21 protein-coding genes and 1 riboswitch are annotated in these 23367 nt (G+C 54.0%); of the genes, 8 read left to right on the top strand and 13 right to left on the bottom strand.

Annotation, left to right across the window (positions count from 1 at the left end):
- Position 1: 1 nt before the first annotated feature.
- The 11 genes from mraY to leuO all read right to left on the bottom strand — a co-directional run bounded on the left by mraY (position 2) and on the right by leuO (position 12783).
- Complete coding sequence (gene mraY, locus F0319_RS21210) at positions 2-1084, bottom strand: phospho-N-acetylmuramoyl-pentapeptide-transferase (RefSeq protein ID WP_008501985.1); 1083 nt, start codon at positions 1082-1084, stop codon at positions 2-4.
- The gene (gene murF, locus F0319_RS21215) at positions 1078-2436 is read right to left on the bottom strand and encodes a UDP-N-acetylmuramoyl-tripeptide--D-alanyl-D-alanine ligase (RefSeq protein WP_149367715.1); all 1359 of its coding nucleotides are present in this window, start codon (positions 2434-2436) and stop codon (positions 1078-1080) included. The genes mraY and murF overlap by 7 nt, the downstream gene beginning before the upstream one ends.
- Positions 2433-3920: a UDP-N-acetylmuramoyl-L-alanyl-D-glutamate--2,6-diaminopimelate ligase gene (murE, locus tag F0319_RS21220; RefSeq protein WP_149367716.1), complete on the bottom strand. Its 1488-nt coding sequence runs from the start codon at positions 3918-3920 to the stop codon at positions 2433-2435. Before murE ends, murF begins: the two co-directional genes overlap by 4 nt.
- Positions 3907-5673 (bottom strand): peptidoglycan glycosyltransferase FtsI, encoded by a 1767-nt coding sequence (locus F0319_RS21225; protein ID WP_111964042.1) that lies wholly within the window; start codon positions 5671-5673, stop codon positions 3907-3909. Before F0319_RS21225 ends, murE begins: the two co-directional genes overlap by 14 nt.
- 15 nt (positions 5674-5688) lie before the next feature.
- On the bottom strand, positions 5689-6054 hold the full coding sequence (gene ftsL / locus F0319_RS21230) for a cell division protein FtsL (RefSeq protein ID WP_008501989.1): 366 nt from the start codon (positions 6052-6054) through the stop codon (positions 5689-5691).
- Complete coding sequence (gene rsmH / locus F0319_RS21235) at positions 6051-6992, bottom strand: 16S rRNA (cytosine(1402)-N(4))-methyltransferase RsmH (protein ID WP_111964043.1); 942 nt, start codon at positions 6990-6992, stop codon at positions 6051-6053. Before rsmH ends, ftsL begins: the two co-directional genes overlap by 4 nt.
- Before the next feature lie 2 nt (positions 6993-6994).
- Positions 6995-7453: a division/cell wall cluster transcriptional repressor MraZ gene (gene mraZ / locus F0319_RS21240; RefSeq protein ID WP_021240528.1), complete on the bottom strand. Its 459-nt coding sequence runs from the start codon at positions 7451-7453 to the stop codon at positions 6995-6997.
- Between the two features lie 599 nt (positions 7454-8052).
- Positions 8053-9060, bottom strand: coding sequence for a catabolite repressor/activator (gene cra / locus F0319_RS21245; protein WP_149367717.1), 1008 nt, complete (start codon positions 9058-9060; stop codon positions 8053-8055).
- Positions 9061-9239: 179 nt separating this feature from the next.
- Positions 9240-9731, bottom strand: coding sequence for an acetolactate synthase small subunit (gene ilvN / locus F0319_RS21250; protein WP_008501994.1), 492 nt, complete (start codon positions 9729-9731; stop codon positions 9240-9242).
- Position 9732: 1 nt separating this feature from the next.
- Positions 9733-11457: an acetolactate synthase 3 large subunit gene (gene ilvI, locus F0319_RS21255; RefSeq protein ID WP_149367718.1), complete on the bottom strand. Its 1725-nt coding sequence runs from the start codon at positions 11455-11457 to the stop codon at positions 9733-9735.
- A gap of 381 nt (positions 11458-11838) precedes the next feature.
- Positions 11839-12783: a transcriptional regulator LeuO gene (gene leuO, locus F0319_RS21260; RefSeq protein ID WP_149367805.1), complete on the bottom strand. Its 945-nt coding sequence runs from the start codon at positions 12781-12783 to the stop codon at positions 11839-11841.
- 603 nt (positions 12784-13386) lie between these two features.
- Between leuO and leuL the strand changes: the two genes are divergently transcribed.
- The 7 genes from leuL to F0319_RS21295 all read left to right on the top strand — a co-directional run bounded on the left by leuL (position 13387) and on the right by F0319_RS21295 (position 19987).
- Positions 13387-13473 (top strand): leu operon leader peptide, encoded by an 87-nt coding sequence (gene leuL, locus F0319_RS22600; RefSeq protein ID WP_071786497.1) that lies wholly within the window; start codon positions 13387-13389, stop codon positions 13471-13473.
- Positions 13474-13564: 91 nt separating this feature from the next.
- Positions 13565-15136, top strand: a complete 1572-nt coding sequence (gene leuA, locus F0319_RS21270; RefSeq protein ID WP_023334495.1) for a 2-isopropylmalate synthase — start codon at positions 13565-13567, stop codon at positions 15134-15136.
- Positions 15136-16227 carry a 3-isopropylmalate dehydrogenase gene (gene leuB / locus F0319_RS21275; RefSeq protein ID WP_111964047.1) on the top strand — a complete coding sequence of 364 codons (1092 nt, stop codon included), beginning with the start codon at positions 15136-15138 and terminating at the stop codon, positions 16225-16227. Before leuA ends, leuB begins: the two co-directional genes overlap by 1 nt.
- 2 nt (positions 16228-16229) lie before the next feature.
- Positions 16230-17630 carry a 3-isopropylmalate dehydratase large subunit gene (gene leuC, locus F0319_RS21280; protein ID WP_111964048.1) on the top strand — a complete coding sequence of 467 codons (1401 nt, stop codon included), beginning with the start codon at positions 16230-16232 and terminating at the stop codon, positions 17628-17630.
- A gap of 10 nt (positions 17631-17640) precedes the next feature.
- Positions 17641-18246 carry a 3-isopropylmalate dehydratase small subunit gene (gene leuD, locus F0319_RS21285; protein ID WP_149367719.1) on the top strand — a complete coding sequence of 202 codons (606 nt, stop codon included), beginning with the start codon at positions 17641-17643 and terminating at the stop codon, positions 18244-18246.
- 162 nt (positions 18247-18408) lie between these two features.
- Positions 18409-19299, top strand: coding sequence for a cation diffusion facilitator family transporter (locus tag F0319_RS21290; RefSeq protein ID WP_149367720.1), 891 nt, complete (start codon positions 18409-18411; stop codon positions 19297-19299).
- A 106-nt stretch (positions 19300-19405) separates the two neighbouring features.
- The gene (locus F0319_RS21295) at positions 19406-19987 is read left to right on the top strand and encodes a cytochrome b/b6 domain-containing protein (protein ID WP_149367721.1); all 582 of its coding nucleotides are present in this window, start codon (positions 19406-19408) and stop codon (positions 19985-19987) included.
- A 48-nt stretch (positions 19988-20035) separates the two neighbouring features.
- Here the strand turns inward: F0319_RS21295 and F0319_RS21300 are convergent, their stop codons facing one another.
- Positions 20036-21214, bottom strand: a complete 1179-nt coding sequence (locus F0319_RS21300) for a sugar efflux transporter (RefSeq protein ID WP_149367722.1) — start codon at positions 21212-21214, stop codon at positions 20036-20038.
- A gap of 119 nt (positions 21215-21333) precedes the next feature.
- A complete protein-coding gene (gene sgrT, locus F0319_RS21305) occupies positions 21334-21486 on the bottom strand; it encodes a glucose uptake inhibitor SgrT (RefSeq protein ID WP_023334488.1) in 153 nt (50 codons plus the stop codon).
- A gap of 88 nt (positions 21487-21574) precedes the next feature.
- Here sgrT and sgrR point away from each other — a divergent pair, with 88 nt between their 5' ends.
- On the top strand, positions 21575-23230 hold the full coding sequence (sgrR, locus tag F0319_RS21310; protein WP_111964052.1) for an HTH-type transcriptional regulator SgrR: 1656 nt from the start codon (positions 21575-21577) through the stop codon (positions 23228-23230).
- Positions 23231-23266: 36 nt separating this feature from the next.
- Positions 23267-23367, top strand: a riboswitch (TPP riboswitch).

The raw sequence follows: 23367 nt of genomic DNA on the forward strand, positions 1-23367 counted from the left end.
ATTAACGTACCTTCAGCGTTGCCAGGCCAATCAGCACCAGCATCAGCGAAATAATCCAGAAGCGCACAATCACGCGCGGCTCCGGCCAGCCTTTCAGTTCATAGTGGTGGTGAATCGGCGCCATACGGAAGATGCGCTGACCGCGCAGCTTGAAGGAACCGACCTGCAAAATCACCGACAGGGTTTCCACCACAAACACGCCGCCCATGATCACCAGCAGGAACTCCTGACGCAGCAGTACGGCGATAATGCCGAGCGCACCGCCCAAAGCCAGAGAACCGACGTCACCCATAAAGACCTGCGCCGGATAGGTGTTGAACCACAGGAAGCCCAGCCCCGCGCCGACAATCGCCGTACAGACGATCACCAGCTCACCCGCGTGGCGCAGATAAGGGATGTGCAGGTAGTTCGCAAAGTTCATGTTACCGGTCGCCCACGCCACCAGCGCAAAACCGGCGGCCACAAAGACGGTTGGCATAATGGCCAGGCCATCCAGACCGTCGGTCAGGTTAACGGCGTTGCCCGTGCCGACAATCACAAAGTAGGCCAGCAGAATGTAGAACAGCCCCAGCTGTGGCATCACGTCTTTAAAGAACGGCACAACCAGCTCGGTGGCCGGAGTGTCTTTGCCTGCCAGATACAGAGCGAAGGCAACGCCCAGCGCGATGACCGACATCCAGAAATATTTCCAGCGCGCGATCAGGCCCTTAGTATCTTTACGAACGACTTTGCGGTAATCATCCACAAAACCGATGATCCCGTAACCCACCAGTACCGTCAGAACGCACCAGACGTACGGGTTGGAGGGGTACGCCCACAGCAGCACGGAAACAACGATGGCGGTCAGGATCATGATTCCGCCCATGGTTGGCGTGCCGCGCTTGCTGAAGTGCGACTCCGGACCGTCGTTACGCACAACCTGGCCGAAAGAGAGTTTTTGCAGACGGGCAATCATGCGCGGGCCCATCCACAACGAGATGAACAGCGCAGTCAGCAGGCTGACGATGGCGCGAAACGTCAGATATGAAAAGACGTTAAAGCCTGAATAATATTTGACCAAATGTTCGGCCAGCCAAACTAACATGTCCCGTTCTCCTGTAATGCGTGCACAACCTCTTCCATGGCGGCACTACGTGAACCTTTCACTAACACAGTCACAATTTGTTTTTCTGTAATCAACGCTTTAAGGCGCTCTATCAACGCGGCTTTATCAGCAAAATGCTCGCCAACGCCGCTGGCATGGCTAATCGCCTGACTCAGTTTTCCTGCGCTCAGCACGCAGTCCAGCCCCGCCGCTTTCGCCGCTTCACCGACCTGGTTATGACAGGCTTCGCTTTCGTCGCCCAGCTCTGCCATGTCGCCAACCACCATGATGCGGTAGCCCGGCATTTCGGATAACACCTGCACCGCCGCAGTCATTGAACCAACGTTCGCGTTGTAGGAGTCATCCAGCAGCAGTTTGTTTTCCGAAAGCTGAATCGGGAACAGACGACCAGGCACGGCTTTCAGGTTCGCCAGCCCAGTTTTGATCGCCTCATGTGAAGCGCCCACCGCCGTTGACAGCGCCGCCGCCGCAAGGGCATTGGCGATGTTATGGCGACCCGGCAGCGGCAGCAGAACCTCCACGCCCCCCGTTGGGGTCGTAAGGGTGAACTCGGTGCCGTGGGACGTCACATGGATATTAGTCGCCGTAAAATCACTGTTGGCCGCATTTGGCGAGAAGCGCCAGGTTTTACGCGAGCCAATGATGCTCTGCCAGTTCAGCCAGTCGTTGTTATCGGCGTTCAGAATAGCGATACCGTTATCCGGCAGGCCGGTATAAATCTCACCTTTCGCTTTCGCCACGCCTTCCAGCGAGCCAAAGCCTTCCAGGTGCGCAGCCGCGAGGTTATTCACCAGCGCAGCTTCCGGGCGAGTCAGGCTCACGGTCCAGGCGATTTCGCCCTGGTGGTTTGCTCCTAACTCGATCACCGCATAGTCATGTTCTTTGGTCAGGCGAAGCAATGTCATCGGCACGCCGATGTCATTATTGAGGTTGCCCGCGGTATAAAGCGTATTGCCGCACTGGCCGAGGATCGCCGCCGTCATCTCTTTCACCGACGTTTTGCCTGATGACCCGGTCAGCGCGACGACGCGAGCAGGCACCTGCTGACGCACCCAGGCGGCCAGCTCACCGAACGCGAGGCGCGTATCTTTCACCACAACCTGCGGCAGATCGATTTCGAGCTTGCGGCTGACCAGCAGCGCACCGGCGCAGTTCTCTTTGGCCTGTTCAGCAAAATCATGCGCGTCAAAACGTTCGCCTTTCAGCGCCACAAACAGACACCCCGCGGTGATTTTGCGGGTGTCCGTCGTCACGGCATCAATGGTCAGGTCTTGCCCGTGCAGGTCGCCCTTCAGGATTGCAGCGGCCTGACGTAACGTGATGCTAATCATGCCACGACTCCCAGCAGACGAGCTGCCGTTACGCGGTCCGAGTAGTCCAGACGGCGATTGCCAACGATCTGATAATCTTCATGCCCTTTGCCCGCTAACAGGACAACATCATTCTCCTGCGCCTGCATAATGGTATTGGTCACGGCTTCCACACGGCCTTCCACCACGCGAGCACGGCCCGCGTCCAGCATGCCCGCCAGAATGTCATTGATGATGGCGCGCGGCTCTTCCGTACGCGGGTTGTCATCGGTTACTACCGGAATATCTGCGAACTGCTCGGCAATAGCCCCCATCAGCGGGCGTTTGCCTTTATCGCGATCGCCGCCGCAGCCAAACACGCACCAGAGCTTCCCGGCGCAGTGCAGGCGCGCCGCTTCGAGCGCTTTTTCCAGCGCATCCGGCGTATGGGCATAATCAACCACAACGGTCGGTTTGCCCGGCGCGCTGAACACTTCCATACGGCCGCAAACCGGCTGCAGACGCGCTGAGGTTTTCAGCAGTTCAGCCATCGGATAACCCAGCGCCAGCAGCGTCACCAGCGCCAGCAGCAGGTTGCTGACGTTGAACGCGCCCATCAGGCGGCTTTCAATTTCGCCTTCACCCCAGGAAGAGGCAAAGCGGATTGTCGCCCCGCTGTCGTGGTAATTCACCTCAACCGCCTTCAGCCAGCGGCCGTGGCAGTTCGGATTGATATGGTCTTCCATCGACACCGCAACCGCATCCGGCAGCTTCGCCAGCCAGCGGCGGCCCACTTCGTCGTCGGCGTTGATGATGGCTTGTCCGTAATGGTGAGTGGAGAACAGCAGCCATTTCGCGGCTTCGTAATGCTCCATATCACCATGATAATCAAGATGATCGCGGCTCAGGTTAGTAAACACTGAAGCGGCAAATTTCAGCGCCGCAACCCGATGCTGTACCAGACCGTGCGAAGAGACTTCCATTGCAGCAAAGGTTGCCCCCTGCCCAGCCAGACCTGCAAGCACATGCTGTACGTCTACCGCCGAGCCGGTGGTGTTTTCCGTCGGGCTCACTTTGCCCAGCAGGCCGTTACCTACGGTACCCATCACTGCACCGGTTTCACCCAACAGCTGGGCCCACTGCGCCATCAGCTGCGTGGTGGTGGTTTTACCGTTCGTGCCCGTCACGCCGACCAGACGCAGCTGGTCGGAAGGTTCGTGATAAAAACGTCCCGCCAGCGCGGAGAGACGCTCGTTTAACTGGCTGAGATAGATAACCGGCACCCCGTGCATTTCACGGATCTCACCGTCGGTTGCCTCATCTTTGGCCTCAGCAATAATGGCAGCCACACCTTGCGCAATCGCCTGCGGGATATAACGACGCCCGTCCGCCTGATGACCGACCACCGCCACAAAAAGATCGCCAGAAGCAGCCACGCGGCTGTCCAGTACCATCTCTCGCAGTGCTCGCTCCGGTGCATTTGGCACCCACGGAGCGAGAAGGTCGCGCAAATTACGATCTGCCACCTGTACCCTCGCCTTGATTAATTACAAATTCACTTTTTTCGCCCGTCGCCAGCGCATCCGGTTCAATGTTCATGGTGCGTAACACGCCGCCCATGATAGCCCCGAACACAGGCGCGGAGACGGCGCCGCCGTAGTATTTACCCGCCTGTGGATCGTTTATTACGACCACCAGCGCAAAACGCGGATTGCTTGCAGGCGCAACGCCTGCGGTATAGGCAATATATTTGTTGATGTAGCGGCCGTCTGGCCCCACCTTTTTCGCTGTACCGGTCTTGATGGCAATGCGATAACCTTTGATCGCCGCCTTCACGCCGCCGCCGCCAGGCAGCGCCACGCTTTCCATCATGTGCACCACGGTACGAACGACAGATTCCGGGAAGATACGCTCGCCCGGAACCGGTGGATCAACTTTAGTAATCGACAGCGGACGATAGACGCCATAGCTGCCAATCGTTGCATAGACTCGCGCTAGCTGTAACGGAGTTACCATTAGCCCGTAGCCGAAAGAGAAGGTGGCCCTCTCTATGTCAGACCACCGTTGTTTTTGAGGATATAAGCCACTGCGTTCTCCGACCAACCCCAAATTGGTCGCCTTTCCAAGTCCAAAACGTGAGTAAGTCTCTACTAACGCTGAGGACGGCATCGCTAACGCCAGCTTTGAAACGCCGACGTTACTCGACTTCTGTAATACCCCGGTCAGGGTCAATTCGCTGTAGCGCGCCACGTCTTTGATTTCGTGACCGTTAATTCGGTATGGAATGGTATTCAGTACGGTGTTTTCGTTGACGATACCGCGCTGAAGTGCAGTCATGACCACCATCGGCTTAACCGTCGAACCCGGTTCGAACACGTCGGTGATGGTACGGTTACGCATAACATCCTTCTGCGTGCCGGTAAGATTATTAGGGTTGTAGGACGGGCTATTGGCCATCGCCAGCACTTCACCCGTGCTGACATCAACTAACACAGCACTGCCCGATTCCGCTTTGTTGAAGGCCACGGCATTGTTCAGTTCGCGGTAAACCAGCGCCTGTAATCGCTCATCAATACTCAGCGCAAGGTTGTGTGCGGCCTGGCTGTCCGTTGAGGAAATATCCTCGATCACGCGACCATAGCGGTCTTTACGCACAATGCGCTCGCCGGGCTGGCCGGTAAGCCATTTATCAAAGCTTTTTTCAACGCCTTCAATCCCCTGGCTATCGACGTTAGTAAAGCCAATGAGGTGAGCAGTCACTTCGCCGGATGGATAGTAACGACGGGATTCTTCACGCAGATGGATCCCCGGCAGCTTCAATTTTTTGATGTAGTCCGCCATGTCAGGGTTCACCTGACGTGCCAGATAGATAAAGCGCCCTCTCGGGTTCGTATTCACGCGTGAAGCTAACTGGTCCAACGGCATCTTCAGCGCATCCGCAAGGGCCTTCCAGCGGTTATCAAGCGTGATACCGCCAGCATCATGCAGTTCTTTAGGATCGGCCCAAATCGCCTTCACCGGCACGCTCACCGCTAGCGGACGACCCGAGCGATCGGTAATCATCCCACGGGATGTCGACACTTCCTGAACGCGCAGGGAACGCATGTCACCCTGGCGTACCAGCATGTCAGGAGCGATGATTTGTAGCCAGGCCACGCGTCCAAGCAGAAAACCCAGAGCGAGTAAAATGCAGCCGCAAAGCAACGCAAAACGCCAACTGATAAAGTTGGCCTGTTCTTCCTGACGTTTTGGTTTTAGCGTTTTTGCCGCTGCTTTCATGCGTCGCGTTTTCCCTTATTTTTGTACTACGATATTTTCCTGCGAAGGATCAACATGCTGCAATTGCAGCTTTTCCGTTGCGATCCGTTCAACCCGGCTGTGATCGCCGAGCGCGTTTTCTTCAAGGATCAGATTTCGCCATTCAATATCCAGCGCATCGCGTTCCAGTACCATCTGCTCGCGTTGCGCAGTCAATAAACGTGTATGGTGGGCGGTGGTCACCACCGTAACTGCCGTGACAATGATGCAAATGAACAGACAGAGTGGCAGTTTCCCAAACCGCAAAAGATCGTCGCCGATCACGCCAGGCAAGGCATGGCGCTCGTTGCTTCCTAACGAATCCTTAACTTTGCTTAGGGTCTCTGTCACTCTGCCGATCATGCGTTCGTCCTCTCTGCAACACGCAGCACTGAACTACGGGCGCGTGGATTCTCTGCCACTTCTTCTTCGCCCGGCATCAACTTGCCTAATGCTCGCAACTGACGGCCACCCAGCTTCCTGAGTTGTTCTTCCGTCATCGGCAGCCCCGCTGGCACCTGTGGACCGCGGCTTTGTTCACGCATAAAGCGTTTCACAATACGGTCTTCCAGCGAATGGAAGCTGATGATGGATAACCGCCCCCCCGGGGCCAGCACGTCGAGCGAGCTTTTTAGCGCCAGCTCTATTTCCTCCAGTTCACTGTTTACCCAGATGCGAACCGCCTGGAAGGTACGGGTCGCGGGATGTTTGTGCTTATCCTTCACCGGTGTCGCCGCCGCGATCACTTCGGCCAACTCTTTGGTGCGGGTCATTGGCTCAATGCGATTACGCTCAACGATGGCGCGCGCGATTCGTTTGCCAAAGCGCTCTTCGCCAAACGTTTTGATGACCCATGCAATATCGGCTTCGTCAGCGGTCTGTAACCACTCAGCGGCAGACTGACCGCGCGTTGGATCCATCCGCATATCCAGCGGACCATCACGCATAAAGGAGAAACCACGTTCGGCATCATCAAGTTGGGGTGAAGAGACGCCAAGATCGAGAAGAATCCCGTCGATCTTACCCGTCAGGCCGCGCTCAGCAACATAATCTGCAAGCGCAGAAAAAGGTCCATGCACGATGGAAAAGCGTGGGTCATTGATGGTCTGAGCAACCGCAATTGCCTGCGGATCGCGATCGATTGCCAGCAGGCGGCCTTCCTCTCCGAGCTGGGAGAGAATCAAACGCGAGTGACCACCGCGACCAAACGTGCCATCAATGTAGATGCCTTCCGGACGAATATTCAGACCGTTTACGGCCTCGTCCAGTAACACCGTTTTGTGTTTATAATTTTCCATCATATTTATAGAGACAAGTCCTGCAGCCGTTCCGATAATGTCGCGGAATCAGACTGCTCAGCGTCGATATCTTCCTTGACCTGTTGATACCAGGTCGTTTCATCCCACAGTTCAAATTTGTTGAACTGCCCGACCAGCATCACTTCTTTGGTCAGACCGGCATGTTGCCGTAACACAGGGGCAATCAGTAACCGCCCTGCGTTATCCATCTGACATTCACTGGCATGTCCCAATAACAGCCGCTGCACGCGGCGTTCCTGCGGGTTCATGCTCGACAGTCGCGACAGCTTTTGCTCAATAATTTCCCATTCAGGCAAGGGGTAAAGCAGCAGGCAGGGGGAGTTAATGTCAATGGTGCAAACCATTTGACCCGCAGCGTTCTCGATCAGCTGGTCGCGATATCGGGTTGGTACCGATAAACGCCCTTTGCTGTCGAGATTGACTAACGTTGCTCCACGGAACATGCCAGTCTCACCCCTCCTCACCACTTTAACCCACAAATTCCCACCTAAAGGAGTTTACGGAGCGAGGGAAAAGCTTGTCAAGCCAGGACTCTCCCTGTAAGGACTCGAACGCCCTCTATTTACAGAGATAAACAGTCCTGGTTAATAACTGCACAACTGGCGAGGCAAAATTAACGTTATGAATATTTGTAAGAAAAAAACCGAATATGCACACTAGCGTTAAAGCTCACTCAATATCATCGCAGATAAATATAAAGTGTCAGTTTGCGACGCGGGCAGCATTTTATGACAGATTCTCAGGGGATAACAGCGCCAGATTCACTCTGGCACCGGGTAAGCGCGGCAGTTGCCACGTAAGCAGCTACAGGAGGAGGAAAAACGTCTGAATATTCATCGGCCGAATAGGGTTTGTAACAAAATAATACAAAGATAGCTGTTTAAAATCGCTGAGATGTTCTTTAAAGGACAATTTAAAAGCCAAAATGAATTAAGAAAAATTGGCGATTATCATCTCACAAGAATTATCCTAATTTCTCTCCGGGAATTATCCGGACGATTTATCGCAGCAAAATGGGGCAGACTTTCCCGCCCCGGTCATTTCATTTTTGGCGGCTTAAAATTCCGCGATGATAGAGATTACGTTTGATACGCGTCAGGCCCGGCTTCGGTTTGCGCGGCTCATCCAGGCTTGCCAGCACAATCTCCAGCACGCGTTCAGCCACATCACGGTGACGCTGTGCTACCGCCAGCACCGGACACTGAAGGAAGTCGAGCAGCTCGTTATCCCCAAACGTGGCAATCGCCAGGTCAGAGGGAAGTTTACCTTCACGGCGTAAGGTTACATCCATGACACCCTGCAACAGCGCAAACGACGTGGTGAATAGCGCCTGCGGCATCGGGTGTGTCTCTAGCCATTTTTCGAACAGCTGCGCTGCGGCTTCACGTTCGTAACTGTTGGCATAGAGATAGTTAACCTCGCGCGGATCGTCTTTCCACGCGGTTCTGAACCCCTGCTCACGCAGGAAGCTAACGGAAAGCTCGGGCAGCGCGCCAAGATACAGCACAGTTTCTGCAGGAAAAGTTCGCAGCTCTGCGGCCAGCATTTCTGCATCATCCTGATCCGCACCCACGACGCTGGTGAAATGCTCGCGATCGAGCGCGCGATCCAGCGCAACGATTGGGAACGGGTCGTTCGCCCAGCGCTGGTAGAACGGATGTTCTGGCGGTAGGGAGGTCGAAACAATAATGGCATCCACCTGGCGCTGGAGAAGATGTTCAATGCAGCGCATCTCGTTGTCGGGCTGATCTTCAGAGCAGGCAATCAGCAGTTGATAGCCGCGCTGGCGCGCCTGACGTTCGAGATAGTTGGCGATACGGGTATAGCTGGTATTTTCCAGGTCAGGGATCACCAGACCAATAGAGCGGGTACGCCCGGCACGCAGACCGGCTGCGACAGCATTCGGATGGTAGTTATGCTCACGACCCACCGCCATAACTTTTTCAACGGTCTTGTCGCTGACACGGTACTGCTTTGCTTTACCGTTAATCACATAGCTGGCCGTTGTTCGTGACACGCCGGCTAGCCGGGCGATTTCATCCAGTTTCACAATTGCCCCTTAAAAAAAGAAAAGAATCCATGGCCCTGTCAAGGTTATGGTTAAATCTTTTAACATCTAAACGCAGAAAAGCCTTCGCGGCAACCGCTTTTATCTGCGTTGTCGGCTGATTACGCAAAAAAAAGCCCGGCTTTGGTGACCGGGCAGAAAGAGGCGAACCTTTTTGATAACTAACGCATGATTTTCTCGCCGCGTGACAGACCCACTACACCCGATCTCGCGACCTCGACAATTTTTGCAACATCCCGCACGGACGCGAGAAAAGCATCCAGCTTGTCGCTTGTCCCGACCAGCTGAACCGTATAAAGAGAAGGCGTGACGTCGATAATTTGTCCGCGGAAAATATCCGCATTGCGTTTAACTTCTTCACGCCCGTAGCCGCTGGCCTGGATTTTCACCAGCATGACCTCACGTTCAACGTAGGCCCCCTGCCCCAGCTCGCTCACGCGCAGCACATCAACCAGCTTATGCAGCTGTTTTTCAATTTGCTCAAGCACTTTCGCATCGCCGACGGTTTGGATCGTCATGCGCGACAGCGTTGGGTCTTCCGTCGGGGCAACGGTCAGGCTTTCAATGTTATAGCCGCGCTGCGCAAAAAGGCCAATGACGCGCGACAGTGCGCCAGACTCATTTTCCAGTAAAACCGATAATATCCGGCGCATATCAGGTTCTCTCCGTTTTGCTTAACCACATTTCATCCATACCACCTCCACGAATATGCATCGGATAAACGTGCTCGGTCCCATCAACAATCACATCCATAAAGACGAGGCGGTTGTTTTTAACGTGCTCAAGCGCTTGCGCGAGCTTTGTTTCCAGATCTGCCGGATCGGTCACCCGCATGCCAACATGGCCGTAAGCTTCAGCAAGGCGAACAAAATCTGGCAGCGATTTCATGTAGGATTGAGAGTGACGGCCAGAGTAGATCATATCCTGCCACTGCTTCACCATACCGAGATACCCGTTATTCAGGTTTAGCACCAGTACCGGCAATTCATATTGCAGCGCAGTAGACAGCTCCTGAATGTTCATCTGAATACTGCCGTCCCCCGTTACGCAGACGACGGTTTCATTCGGCAGCGCCAGCTTCACGCCCAACGCGGCAGGCAGACCAAAGCCCATTGTTCCTAAACCACCGGAGTTGATCCAGTGTCGCGGCTTATCAAACGGGTAATACAGGGCGGCAAACATCTGATGCTGCCCCACATCTGAGGTTACGTACGCCTCACCTTTCGTCAGTCGCCACACCGCTTCAATGACCGCCTGCGGCTTAATATTTTCACTTTGCGTGTCATATTTCAGGCACTGACGCGCGCGCCACTGTTCAATCTGCTGCCACCAGTCGCGGATCTCATCCAGCGGCTGGGTTGCACTCTCATGGGCCAGCAGATCCAGCATTTGCTCCAGAACCTGCCGGGCATCACCGACGATAGGCACATCAGCCGATACCGTTTTTGAAATTGACGTTGGATCGATATCAATATGCAGTACGGTGGCGTTAGGGCAGTACTTCGCCAGGTTATTGGTGGTGCGATCGTCAAACCGCACGCCGACGGCAAAAATCACATCGGAATGGTGCATCGTCATGTTGGCTTCATAGGTACCGTGCATGCCCAGCATACCCAGCGCCTGACGATGGGTTGCGGGGAACGCCCCCAGCCCCATCAGCGACGATGCAACGGGAAGGTTGAGTTTTTCAATCAGTTCACGAAGCTGGACTTCACAGGCAGCGTTGATCGCCCCGCCACCGACATAGACCACCGGTTTTTTGGCTGCCAGAAGCGTTTGCAACGCTCGCTTGATCTGACCTTTGTGCCCCTGCGTTGTGGGGTTATAAGAGCGCATGCTGACAGCTTCCGGCCAGACATAAGGCAGCTTGTTTGCCGGGTTGAGGATATCTTTAGGCAGATCGACCACCACTGGTCCCGGGCGTCCGCTCGCCGCCAGCCAGAAAGCTTTCTTCAGTACGCCAGGAATGTCTTCCGTTTGCTTGACCAGGAAGCTGTGCTTCACAACGGGACGCGAAATCCCGACCATGTCGCACTCCTGAAACGCATCGTAACCGATCAGTGAGGTTGCTACCTGCCCGGAGAGGATCACCAGCGGGATAGAGTCCATATACGCTGTCGCAATGCCGGTAATGGCGTTTGTCGCGCCGGGGCCGGAAGTGACTAACACCACGCCCACTTCACCCGTAGCCCGCGCCAGACCGTCAGCCATGTGTACCGCCGCCTGCTCGTGACGTACCAGAACATGGTCAATGCCCCCTACCGTGTGCAGCGCATCATAAATATCGAGAACTGCACCACCAGGGTAGCCGAACACTTGCTTTACGCCCTGATCGATCAGTGACCGAACGACCATTTCCGCGCCAGACAACATCTCCATGGTTTGCCTCCAGGCATATTGTTATAGACGGAATGCCGAATTCATTTCCGCACCGTCTTACGATTGGGAGAAACCAATCTTATATTTTGCAGAGTGTTCTTTACCTTAACCGCTCGTTATGAGGCAGGCAATTAGCAAACCCGGAGAGATAAACGGTGCGTAAAGCAGAAAAAGCAGCTGTTAGCAGAGGATATGGTTAATTCCTCTGGGAATAGAGGATGGGGTGATAAATCATCACTGAAAAGCGCGGCAATGCAGGAAATCATCTATTTTTGCGAGCCGGAGAGCAGCTCCAAAAAAAGAACAACAGAACAAAATATCAATTATCTAAAAAAAACCAGGATAAATCACACAATCCGATGCGATTTATCCTGATGCGTTTTACCGGCGGCAGATGCCCACCAGCAACTCTTCCATCCACTGATGTCCTTTATCTCGCCCCGCCGCTTCATGCCAGGAAAGATAACAGGTACGGCTATTTAGCTTGAGTGGCAGAGGCAAAATTTGCAGATTTAAAGGGTCAGAAAACTCTTCTGCCAGCCAGCGCGGCGCAATCGCCACCAGCTGGGTCTGGGACACCACGTTTAATACGCTGACCATCGCCATGCCCTGATAAGCCACGCTCGCCTGTTTATCCGCAGTGTCATACCACGGCAGGCTAAAAGAAGCATACCTGTCGAGTGCAACAACGGCATGCTGCTCGTTATAAACATCGTTTTCTCGCATCGGAGAATTCAGACGTGGGTGTTTTTTGCTGGCGACCAGAACCATTTCATCTTTAAACAGCGGCACACAGGAAAATTCCGGGCGACGGAACTCTTCATACCCCAGAACAAATTCGATCTCCTGATAGCGTAACTGATGTTCCGTGTTTTGATTCAAGGATGATTTAAAAACAAGATTGATATTTGGTGCGATTTCTTCAACTTTATTATAAATAATTGACGTTAAATAATTATCTAATGGGCTACAGACACAAAGATGGAATACGCGCTCGCTGCTTAAGGGTTCAAACCCCGATCCTGGCAGCTCATTTTGGACCAGTTGCAACGCCTGACGAATGGAGCCGAATAGCTGGAATGCGCGCGCCGTAGGCTGGATCCCCCTCCCGTAGCGAACAAATAATTCGTCGTTAAACATGAGCTTAAGCCTGGCAACGGCATTACTCACAGCAGGTTGTGACATCCCCAACGATTGGGCTGCACGGGTGATATTCTGTTCCTGCATGACCGCATCAAAAACCGTCAGAAGATTAAGATCCACCGTGCGTAACTGCGGTTTAATCCCATCAGCAACTTGAGGTTTTTTAATATTATTTTCTGGCACTTCTGACTCCACTGTCACGCTACACTCCTTTGCCAACGCACGATAATAACCTTAAAGGTGCATTATCATGCAAATACGATCAGCGAAAGAGAATTATTTAAAATTCAGAATATATAAAGACTTTATATTAACAAACATTAATCAGCGAAAATGATATGTTTGACTTCAGGAACTGAATGAAACCATAAACCAAACAAATATACAATTGCCGACAGGTTAATGATGACTTAAGTATGATTAAACTATTATTGCTATCACCCTACAGTTAGTTAACAATCTGTTATCTCAGCTCGTTTTTCAGTGTTCTGGAATAGATCCACTTCATTTATAACTTTATGATATTAAAAATCTTTAAGCTCTAAGCATCCTCTTCAACACATTTCACTCATTTTTAAAAAAATTAATTTATTTGTTTCTGCAACTCTTTTCTTAAGTCCAAAATTAGACAATTAGTCGGTTCGAAAAAGCTAAAACCAGCACAATTAGCTAAAGTGAATAGCCTATTGATTCAGTCTGTCGGGCCCGTTTTCATCATCAGGGGTTGACATGAACAGCCGTATCCAGTACCACTAAAAGTATATTGAATTTAACGGAGCACGATTCATGACACGCACCATTCGTTTCACCGGTCTACTACTACTAAACGCATCCACTGTGCGCGGTAGACTGGCGGGCGAAATTCAGCGTTGAATCGTCACCAGTAAGACTAAAAACCCGCGCCACTGCGCGGGTTTTTTTATGCTCGTAGCAAGGCGCCCTAAGACTGACAAGGACCAAACCCATGAGCCAGCAAGTCATTATTTTCGATACTACTTTACGTGACGGTGAACAGGCATTACAGGCAAGCCTGAGTGTTAAAGAGAAACTGCAGATCGCGCTGGCTCTCGAACGTATGGGTGTCGACGTGATGGAGGTCGGTTTCCCTGTCTCGTCTCCCGGTGATTTCGAATCCGTCCAGACTATCGCCCGCACCATTAAAAACAGCCGCGTGTGTGCCCTGGCGCGCTGCGTAGAGAAAGATATCGACGTTGCCGCTGAGTCATTGAAGGTGGCTGAAGCGTTCCGTATTCACACCTTCATTGCGACCTCTCCTATGCACATCGCAACCAAGCTGCGCAGCACGCTGGATGAGGTGATTGAGCGTGCTGTCTATATGGTTAAGCGCGCACGCAACTATACCGATGACGTTGAATTCTCCTGTGAAGATGCGGGTCGTACGCCAATCGAAGACCTGGCGCGCGTCGTCGAAGCCGCCATCAACGCGGGCGCGAAAACCATCAACATTCCGGACACCGTCGGCTACACCATGCCGTTTGAGTTCTCCAACATCATCACCGGCCTGTATGACCGCGTACCAAATATTGATAAGGCAATTATCTCCGTCCACACCCACGATGATTTGGGTCTGGCCGTGGGCAATGCCATCGCCGCCGTCCACGCCGGGGCACGTCAGGTTGAAGGCGCGATGAACGGCATCGGCGAACGTGCGGGCAACTGTTCTCTGGAAGAAGTGATCATGGCGATCAAAGTGCGCAAAGACATCATGGACGTGCACACCCGCATCAATCACAACGAAATCTGGCGCACCAGCCAGACCGTCAGCCAGATTTGCAACATGCCCATTCCGGCTAACAAAGCGATTGTCGGCACTGGCGCCTTCGCACACTCTTCCGGTATTCACCAGGATGGCGTGCTGAAGAACCGTGAAAACTACGAAATCATGACCCCGGAATCCATCGGTCTGAACCAGGTCCAGTTGAACCTGACCTCCCGTTCCGGCCGTGCGGCGGTTAAGCACCGTATGGAAGAGATGGGTTATAAGGACAGCGATTACAACATGGATCAGCTGTATGACGCGTTCCTGAAGCTGGCCGACAAAAAAGGCCAGGTCTTCGACTACGACCTGGAAGCACTGGCCTTTATCAACAAACAGCAGGAAGAGCCGGAGCACTTCCGTCTGGATTACTTTAACGTGCAGTCCGGCTCCAGCGACATCGCTACCGCCTCGGTCAAGCTGGCCTGCGGAGATGAAATTAAAGCAGAGGCAGCTAACGGTAACGGCCCTGTCGATGCGATTTACCAGGCGATTAATCGCGTCACCGAGTACGACGTTGAGCTGGTCAAATATGACCTGACGGCCAAGGGCCACGGCAAAGATGCGCTGGGTCAGGTAGATATCGTGGTCAATTACAACGGCCGCCGCTTCCATGGCGTGGGCCTGGCGACAGATATCGTTGAATCCTCCGCGAAGGCGATGGTGCATGTTCTGAACAACATCTGGCGCGCCGCCGAAGTCGAAAAAGAGTTGCAACGCAAAGCTCAGAATAAAGAGAACAACAAGGAAACCGTGTAATGTCGAAGAATTACCATATTGCTGTGTTGCCGGGTGACGGTATTGGCCCGGAAGTGATGGCACAGGCGCTGAAAGTACTGGAAGCCGTTCGCGCGCGTTTTGCGATGAAAATCACCACCAGCCACTACGACGTGGGCGGTATTGCAATTGATAACCACGGTACGCCACTGCCAAAAGCGACCGTGGAAGGCTGTGAAAATGCCGATGCCGTGCTGTTTGGTTCCGTCGGTGGCCCGAAATGGGAACACCTGCCGCCAGCAGAGCAGCCAGAGCGCGGCGCGCTGCTGCCGCTGCGTAAACACTTCAAGCTGTTCAGCAACCTGCGTCCGGCGAAGCTGTATCAGGGTCTGGAAGAGTTCTGCCCGCTGCGCGCGGATATCGCCGCCAACGGATTCGACATTCTGTGCGTGCGTGAACTGACCGGCGGGATCTATTTCGGTCAGCCAAAAGGACGCGAAGGCAGCGGACAACACGAAAAAGCGTTCGACACCGAGGTGTATCACCGTTTCGAAATTGAACGTATCGCCCATATCGCCTTTGAGTCTGCGCGTAAACGCCGCCATAAAGTGACCTCCATTGACAAAGCGAACGTGCTGCAATCTTCCATTCTGTGGCGCGAGATCGTCAGTGAAGTCGCTAAGCAGTATCCGGACGTCGCGCTGTCGCACATGTACATCGATAACGCGACCATGCAGCTGATTAAGGATCCGTCCCAGTTTGACGTGCTGCTGTGCTCCAACCTGTTCGGCGATATTCTCTCTGACGAGTGCGCAATGATCACCGGCTCCATGGGGATGCTGCCATCCGCAAGCCTGAATGAAGAAGGCTTTGGTCTGTATGAACCGGCTGGCGGTTCTGCACCGGATATCGCGGGTAAAAACATCGCTAACCCGATTGCGCAGATCCTCTCCCTGGCCCTGCTGCTGCGCTACAGCCTGGATGCAGACGATGCAGCAACCGCAATTGAACACGCCATTAACCGGGCGTTAGAAGAAGGCGTCCGTACCGGCGATTTAGCACGCGGCACGGCGGCAGTCAGTACCGATGAAATGGGCGACATCATTGCCCGCTATGTCGCTGAAGGGGTGTAATCATGGCTAAAACGTTATATGAAAAGTTGTTTGATGCGCACGTTGTTTACGAGGCACCAAACGAAACCCCGCTGCTGTACATTGACCGTCATCTGGTACACGAAGTGACCTCTCCTCAGGCATTTGACGGCCTGCGCGCGCACAAGCGTCCGGTACGTCAGCCGGGTAAAACCTTCGCGACGATGGATCACAACGTTTCCACCCAGACCAAAGACATTAATGCCTCGGGTGAGATGGCGCGTATCCAGATGCAGGAGCTGATTAAGAACTGTAAAGAATTTGGCGTTGAGCTGTACGACCTGAACCATCCTTATCAGGGCATCGTCCACGTGATGGGGCCTGAGCAAGGGATCACCCTGCCGGGCATGACCATCGTCTGCGGTGACTCCCATACCGCGACACACGGCGCGTTTGGCGCTCTGGCGTTCGGGATTGGCACTTCTGAGGTTGAACACGTTCTGGCGACGCAGACCCTGAAGCAGGGCCGTGCCAAAACGATGAAGATTGAAGTGAAGGGCAAAGCGGCACCTGGCATTACCGCGAAAGATATCGTGCTGGCGATTATCGGTAAAACCGGCAGCGCAGGCGGTACAGGCCACGTCGTTGAGTTCTGCGGAGACGCTATCCAGGCGCTGAGCATGGAGGGCCGCATGACCCTGTGCAATATGGCCATTGAGATGGGCGCCAAAGCCGGTCTGGTCGCGCCAGATGAAACGACCTTCAACTATGTGAAGGGCCGTCTGCACGCGCCGAAAGGTCAGGATTTTGACGACGCGGTAGCATACTGGAAAACCCTGAAAACCGACGATGGGGCGACGTTTGATACCGTTGTCACGCTGCAGGCAGAAGAGATTGCGCCGCAGGTGACCTGGGGGACCAACCCGGGTCAGGTGATTTCCGTCAACGACTCCATTCCAGATCCTGCTTCCTTTGCCGATCCGGTAGAGCGCGCCAGTGCGGAAAAAGCGCTGGCCTATATGGGGCTGAAGCCCGGCGTGCCGTTGACCGACGTGACCATTGATAAAGTCTTTATCGGTTCTTGCACTAACTCCCGTATCGAAGATTTGCGCGCGGCGGCAGAGATTGCCAAAGGCCGTAAAGTCGCGCCGGGCGTGCAGGCGCTGGTGGTTCCAGGCTCTGGTCCGGTGAAAGCCCAGGCGGAAGCCGAAGGTCTGGATAAGATCTTTATCGAAGCGGGCTTCGAGTGGCGCCTGCCTGGCTGCTCGATGTGTCTGGCCATGAATAACGATCGCCTGAATCCGGGTGAGCGCTGCGCCTCCACCAGCAACCGTAACTTTGAAGGCCGTCAGGGCCGCGGTGGGCGTACCCATCTGGTCAGCCCGGCAATGGCCGCCGCTGCGGCAGTCACCGGCCATTTCGCCGATATTCGCAGCCTGAAATAAGGAGACAATCATGGCAGAGAAATTTACCCAACATACGGGCCGGGTTGTCCCGCTGGACGCCGCTAACGTCGATACTGACGCTATTATTCCCAAACAGTTTCTGCAGAAGGTGACGCGTACCGGCTTTGGCGCGCACCTGTTCAACGACTGGCGTTTCCTGGACGACAAAGGCGAAGTGCCTAATCCGGAATTCGTTCTGAACTTCCCGGAGTACAAAGGCGCCTCCATTTTACTGGCCCGAGAAAACTTTGGCTGCGGCTCATCCCGCGAACACGCTCCGTGGGCGCTCACCGATTACGGCTTCAAAGTGGTCATCGCCCCAAGCTTCGCGGATATTTTTTACGGTAACAGCTTCAACAACCAGCTGCTGCCCGTCACGCTGAGCGATGAACAGATCGATGAGTTGTTCGCGCTGGTTAAGGCGAATCTGGGTATTTCGTTTGAAGTGGATCTGGAAGCGGAAGTGGTGAAAGCCGGGGATAAAACCTACAGCTTCAGCATTGATGCGTTCCGCCGTCACTGCATGCTGAACGGTCTGGACAGCATAGGTTTAACTCTCCAGCACGAAGCGGCGATTGCCACTTACGAAAACAAACAACCTGCATTTATGAAGTAATCCTCCGGCCTGCAGTGCACTCTGCAGGCCGCGTTTTATCCCGATACCCGCCCTCCTTCTGTAAATATTCCCAAACCCAGCCAATAATGACGTTATATTTAACGTCAATTTAATGTTCCCTGCGCAGAATAATCGCTCAATCAGTTGGTAGCGGAAATTATCATGAAAAAGAAAAATGGCAATGAGTCTCATATCCGTTCTCGGGAAATACATAAATGCACATTAGTAAGCGTGATAATAAATATTTTACTCACCTGCTTTCAGATAGTTGCAGGAATATTCTCCGGCTCACAGGGGTTAATTGCTGATGGGATTCATTCTCTTTCCGATTTATCTTCTGACTTTGTCGTTCTGATTGCGAATAAAAAGAGTCAGAAAGCCTCTGATATCGATCATCATTACGGTCATCTGCGTTTCGAAAACGGTGCAAAGCTTATTATTGGCGCTATTCTGCTGCTCGTGGGGGTCGGGATGCTCTGGTCCGCTGGCAATAAACTGCTTAATCCCGAGACGCATCAGATGGTGAAAGGGGCCGCTTTGTGGGTGGCGATACTGGCGCTGGTGGTGAAGGAGAGTCTGTTCAGATACATGTTTGCCACGGGAAAACGTATTCAGTCCTCGCTGCTGATAGCCAATGCCTGGCATGCCCGTTCTGACGCAGCGTCGTCAGTGGTTGTCGCTATCGGTATTGCCGGAAATTTAGTGGGTTTTCACGCGATGGACCTGATTGCGGCCCTGATTGTCGGAGTGTTCATCGCCCATATGGGTTACAAATTCTCTGCCGATGCCCTGCACGATCTGATGGACCGTTCGCTTGAACCCGAGCTGGAGCACGATATCAAAACGTGTCTTCTCTCAACCGAAGGCGTCACCGGACTCCATGATTTAAAAACCCGCAAGATGGGCGATTTAGCCCTTGTCGATGTCCATCTGGAAGTGAACGGCGAATTAAGCGTAAAAGAAGGGCATCAGATTGCCGTCAATGCCAGAAACAACGTGATGCAAAAATTCAATGTGCTGAACGTGATGACGCATATTGATCCTGCCCACTAATCGGAACGCATAAATACAGTGTGACGCTACTCATCGTTAAGGTTTCGTTAATTAATCTGCGTCACACTGCATCGCATCAGCTCTCTCATTATTGAGGTAAAAAGCGATGAACCCAACGCTACGTAATACGCTTCCCCATAAAGAAACGCCTTTTCTTCGCGTACTGCACATTCTTGTAGCCATACTGGTGCTAGCCCAAATTATCAATTCTAATTTCACCGAAAGCGAGGCCCTCCACGAATCCGGACTGAACGGAATTGTCACCTGGATCCATGTTATCTCAGGGTTTGGTTTAATTTTTTGTGGTATTGCCATGATGGCATGGATGTTAACCCAGCGCGGATTTAAGTATTACTTCGCCTGGCTGGCGCTGGATTTTCGTGGAATCGTTGAAGATATTCGCACCCTCACGCAGCGTCAGTTACCTGACGCGCATGCTGGCGGTATGGCGGCAACGGTGCAAGGTCTGGGTGTGCTGGCGCTGCTGGGCGTTGCACTCTGCGGCGCGGCCTGGTTCGTGCTGAACGCCACGCTTGGGCCGGTTTCGTCCGTCACGGAATCCATCTTAGACTTGCATAAATTCCTGACAGTTTTTATTGAGACATATTTCTGGGCACACGGCTTCATGGGACTCGTTCATATGTACCTGACGCTACGCGCGCAGCGTAAATATCAGTATTCCGAATAAAACGGTTCGCAGAGCCCGGTGCTCCCGGGCTCTGTTTCACTCATCCGATCACACGTCTTTTACGCGGCAGGTCAGCAGGAGCGTCACGACGGAGAGCGCCGCAATCATCCAGTAGACCGACGCATGGCCATAGCTTTGCGCCAGCGCCCCCTGAATCACACCCGCCAGGATCACGCCGGTTGAAATACTGTTGGTAAAAAGCGTCGTTGCCGAGCCTGCACGGCCGGGCATCAGATCCTGGAACCAGAGCATGCCGATCCCGGCAACAATTCCAATAAACACGGCGTTAAACAGCTGCAGCGCCAGCAACGCTTCACGCGAATGGAAAAGGATCAACCCTGCGTAGAACAGTACCCCGGCCGCCACGGCGACGATCATCATCCGACGCTTTCCAAAGCGCTTAACGTAATAGCCCGCCAGAATCATCGCCGGAATTTCCAGCCCGGCGGCGGTTCCCATTAAGATCCCCGCGAGCTTGTCCGGTAAGCCCAGATCGCTGCTGATCCACAGCGGCATATCAATAATGTACATGGTGTTGCAGGTCCACATCAGCGTCGAGGCAATAAACAACATGCGGACGTTCTTGTCCTGCCAGCCGCTCACCTGGGTAACAGGTTTATCCGTCGCCTGTTCGACGCGGGCCACGGACGGCAGTGCGAAGGCTATCAGCGCCAGGCTGATGACAAAAATCCCTGCCGCAATGGAGAACATGGTGGTAAAGCCATAGTTCAACGCCAGCATAAAGGCCAGCGGCGGACCAATGACCCACGCCAGCGAGAGTTGGGCACGCATCACCGAGCTGAACATCACCACTTCCCGCGCGGAGTTATCCGCATATTCACGGGCCAGGGCGAACAGCTGCGGCATAGCGGTGTTCGCTAGCGACGCCAGCAGCACGCCGCAGGTAATGAGCGTCAGATAATGACGATTGAAAGCAAAGAGCAGCGCGTTACCCACGGCCATGGCGCAGCAAAAGAGGATCAGCTTGCGGCGATCGCCCTGGCTGTCCGATCGTTTCGCCAGCGCGAGGCTGACCAGGATCCCGGCAATGGCATTGACGGTATAAAACAGGCCGACCCAAAACGGCTGAGCCCCCACCTCGCGGCTGAGAAACAGGCTCAGCGTCGGCGCCTGAAGCCCCCCCGCCACGCCCATCATAAAGGCCACCAGCATAAAAGCGGCATACACGCCGTTCAGGCGTCGCCCCATCGTCATCAACCACAGCATGCGCAAGTCCTTGTGAAAGCGAATCGAAATTGGGTGAATAGTAAACGAAAAAAGCCAGCAAAAACATTTTGCTGGCGGGTGATAAGCACCAATACTCAGTCACACATGATCGAGGCGAGTTAGCGGGAAGAGGTCGGTGTCGTAACGTCCCACTGCATCAATTCTTCTAACGTTTTCAGCCGTTGCTCTGCACACCGGCGGGCCAGCCAGGACGATCCTTTTGTCGCTGAAAAGTACTGCTGATAAAACTGACGTGCGGTAGACCTCTTCATAATTTACCTCCTCGCTTCATCGAGGAGAATTATTGGCCTAATATAGGGATAAATAAATTGCTGGTTTTTTGTCAGGAGTTCCCCTTTTATGCCTTCCGGTCGTCTGCAACAACAGTTTATCCGCCTCTGGCAGTGCTGCGAGGGACAATCGCAGGAGACCACGCTCAACGAGCTGGCGGACCTGCTTAGCTGTTCCCGCCGTCATATGCGCACGCTGCTCAACACCATGCAGCAGCAGGGGTGGTTAAGCTGGGAAGCGGAAGCGGGACGCGGCAAACGTTCGCGGCTGACCTTCCTGTATACCGGACTGGCGTTGCAGCAGCAGCGCGCAGAAGATCTGCTCGAACAGGACCGCATCGATCAGCTGGTCCAGCTGGTGGGCGACAAGGCCGCCGTGCGCCAGATGCTGGTCTCCCATCTCGGACGCAGCTTTCGTCAGGGCCGACACATTCTGCGGGTGCTCTATTACCGTCCGATGAAAAATCTGTTGCCCGGCACGGCGTTACGCCGCTCGGAAACCCACATGGCCCGACAAATCTTCAGCGGCCTGACGCGCATAAATGAGGAAAACGGGGAACTGGAGGCGGATATTGCGCACCACTGGCAGCAGCTTTCCCCGCGCCACTGGCGCTTCTTCTTACGCCCCGGCATCCACTTTCACCACGGCCGCGAGCTGGAGATGCACGACGTCATCGCCTCTCTGGAACGCGCCCGCAGGCTGCCGCTCTACTCGCATATTTCGCGCATCCATTCCCCCACGGCCTGGACGCTGGACATTGAGCTGTCGCAGCAGGACAAGTGGCTTCCCTGGCTGCTGGGCTATGTGCCGTCGATGATTTTGCCCGGCGAGTGGGAATCATTGAACAATTTTGCCAGCCTGCCGATTGGCACCGGGCCCTACTCCGTGTCCCGCAATAACAGCAACCAGCTGAAAATCCGCGCGTTCGATGACTACTTTGGCTATCGGGCGCTGATCGACGAAGTGAACGTGTGGGTATTGCCTGATCTCAATGAAGACCTGAGCTGCGGTCTGACGCTTGAAGGCCCCACCACCGGAGAAAAGGCCGTGGAGAGCCGCCTGGAGGAAGGATGCTACTATCTCCTGTTTGACCGCCGTACCCACCGCGGGGCAAACCAGGGCGTCCGCAAGTGGATCAGCCACGTGCTGTCCCCTTCCAATCTGATCTACCATGCGGAAGAGCAGTACCAGACATACTGGTTTCCGGCCTACGGCCTGCTTCCGCGCTGGCACCACGCCCGGCCGTCGCACTGCGACAAACCCGCAGGGCTGGAGTCCATCACCCTGACCTACTACCGCGAGCACGTGGAGCATCGTTTTATCGCGAGGATCATGACCCGCCTGCTGGCAGCCGAGGGGGTCAAGTTAGAGGTAAGAGAAGTGGACTATGACGAATGGCATCAGGGAGAGATCGCCAGCGATATCTGGCTCAACAGCGCTAATTTTACCCTGCCGCTCGATTTTTCATTATTTTCACATCTGTATGAAGTACCGCTGATCCAGCACTGCATCGATCGGGACTGGCAGCAGGACGCCGCCCTGTGGCGATCGGGCGAGATGAACCTTGCCGTTTGGTGCCAGCAGCTGCTGGCCGAGCAGGCGATCGTCCCGCTGATCCACCACTGGCTGATGATTCAGGGCCAGCGCAGCATGCGCGGCCTGCGGATGAACACTCTGGGCTGGTTTGATTTTAAATCCGCCTGGTTTGCGCCCCCGGAGCCATAACGCTTTCGTAATATTCACCAAATCATTACAATAGCGCCGTTCTCAACGGGGTGCTGCATCACAGATGTGCGCTGAGATAATACCCGTCGAACCTGATCCGGATAACGCCGGCGAAGGGATTTGAGGCTGTCGCTCAA

It is taken from the genome of Enterobacter vonholyi, from assembly GCF_008364555.1.
GTDB classification, from domain to species: Bacteria; Pseudomonadota; Gammaproteobacteria; order Enterobacterales; family Enterobacteriaceae; genus Enterobacter; species Enterobacter vonholyi.

Excerpts from the sequence above, each read along its gene's own strand:
- F0319_RS21290 (WP_149367720.1), top strand. The coding sequence starts at position 18,409 with ATGAAAAAGAAAAATGGCAATGAGTCTCATATCCGTTCTCGGGAAATA.
- F0319_RS21300 (WP_149367722.1), bottom strand. The coding sequence starts at position 21,214 with ATGCTGTGGTTGATGACGATGGGGCGACGCCTGAACGGCGTGTATGCC.
- ilvI (WP_149367718.1), bottom strand. The coding sequence starts at position 11,457 with ATGGAGATGTTGTCTGGCGCGGAAATGGTCGTTCGGTCACTGATCGAT.
- mraZ (WP_021240528.1), bottom strand. The coding sequence starts at position 7,453 with ATGTTCCGTGGAGCAACGTTAGTCAATCTCGACAGCAAAGGGCGTTTA.
- leuB (WP_111964047.1), top strand. The coding sequence starts at position 15,136 with ATGTCGAAGAATTACCATATTGCTGTGTTGCCGGGTGACGGTATTGGC.
- ilvN (WP_008501994.1), bottom strand. The coding sequence starts at position 9,731 with ATGCGCCGGATATTATCGGTTTTACTGGAAAATGAGTCTGGCGCACTG.
- leuL (WP_071786497.1), top strand. The coding sequence starts at position 13,387 with ATGACACGCACCATTCGTTTCACCGGTCTACTACTACTAAACGCATCC.
- murF (WP_149367715.1), bottom strand. The coding sequence starts at position 2,436 with ATGATTAGCATCACGTTACGTCAGGCCGCTGCAATCCTGAAGGGCGAC.
- F0319_RS21295 (WP_149367721.1), top strand. The coding sequence starts at position 19,406 with ATGAACCCAACGCTACGTAATACGCTTCCCCATAAAGAAACGCCTTTT.
- leuC (WP_111964048.1), top strand. The coding sequence starts at position 16,230 with ATGGCTAAAACGTTATATGAAAAGTTGTTTGATGCGCACGTTGTTTAC.
- sgrR (WP_111964052.1), top strand. The coding sequence starts at position 21,575 with ATGCCTTCCGGTCGTCTGCAACAACAGTTTATCCGCCTCTGGCAGTGC.
- mraY (WP_008501985.1), bottom strand. The coding sequence starts at position 1,084 with ATGTTAGTTTGGCTGGCCGAACATTTGGTCAAATATTATTCAGGCTTT.
- sgrT (WP_023334488.1), bottom strand. The coding sequence starts at position 21,486 with ATGAAGAGGTCTACCGCACGTCAGTTTTATCAGCAGTACTTTTCAGCG.
- leuA (WP_023334495.1), top strand. The coding sequence starts at position 13,565 with ATGAGCCAGCAAGTCATTATTTTCGATACTACTTTACGTGACGGTGAA.
- F0319_RS21225 (WP_111964042.1), bottom strand. The coding sequence starts at position 5,673 with ATGAAAGCAGCGGCAAAAACGCTAAAACCAAAACGTCAGGAAGAACAG.
- leuD (WP_149367719.1), top strand. The coding sequence starts at position 17,641 with ATGGCAGAGAAATTTACCCAACATACGGGCCGGGTTGTCCCGCTGGAC.
- ftsL (WP_008501989.1), bottom strand. The coding sequence starts at position 6,054 with ATGATCGGCAGAGTGACAGAGACCCTAAGCAAAGTTAAGGATTCGTTA.
- rsmH (WP_111964043.1), bottom strand. The coding sequence starts at position 6,992 with ATGATGGAAAATTATAAACACAAAACGGTGTTACTGGACGAGGCCGTA.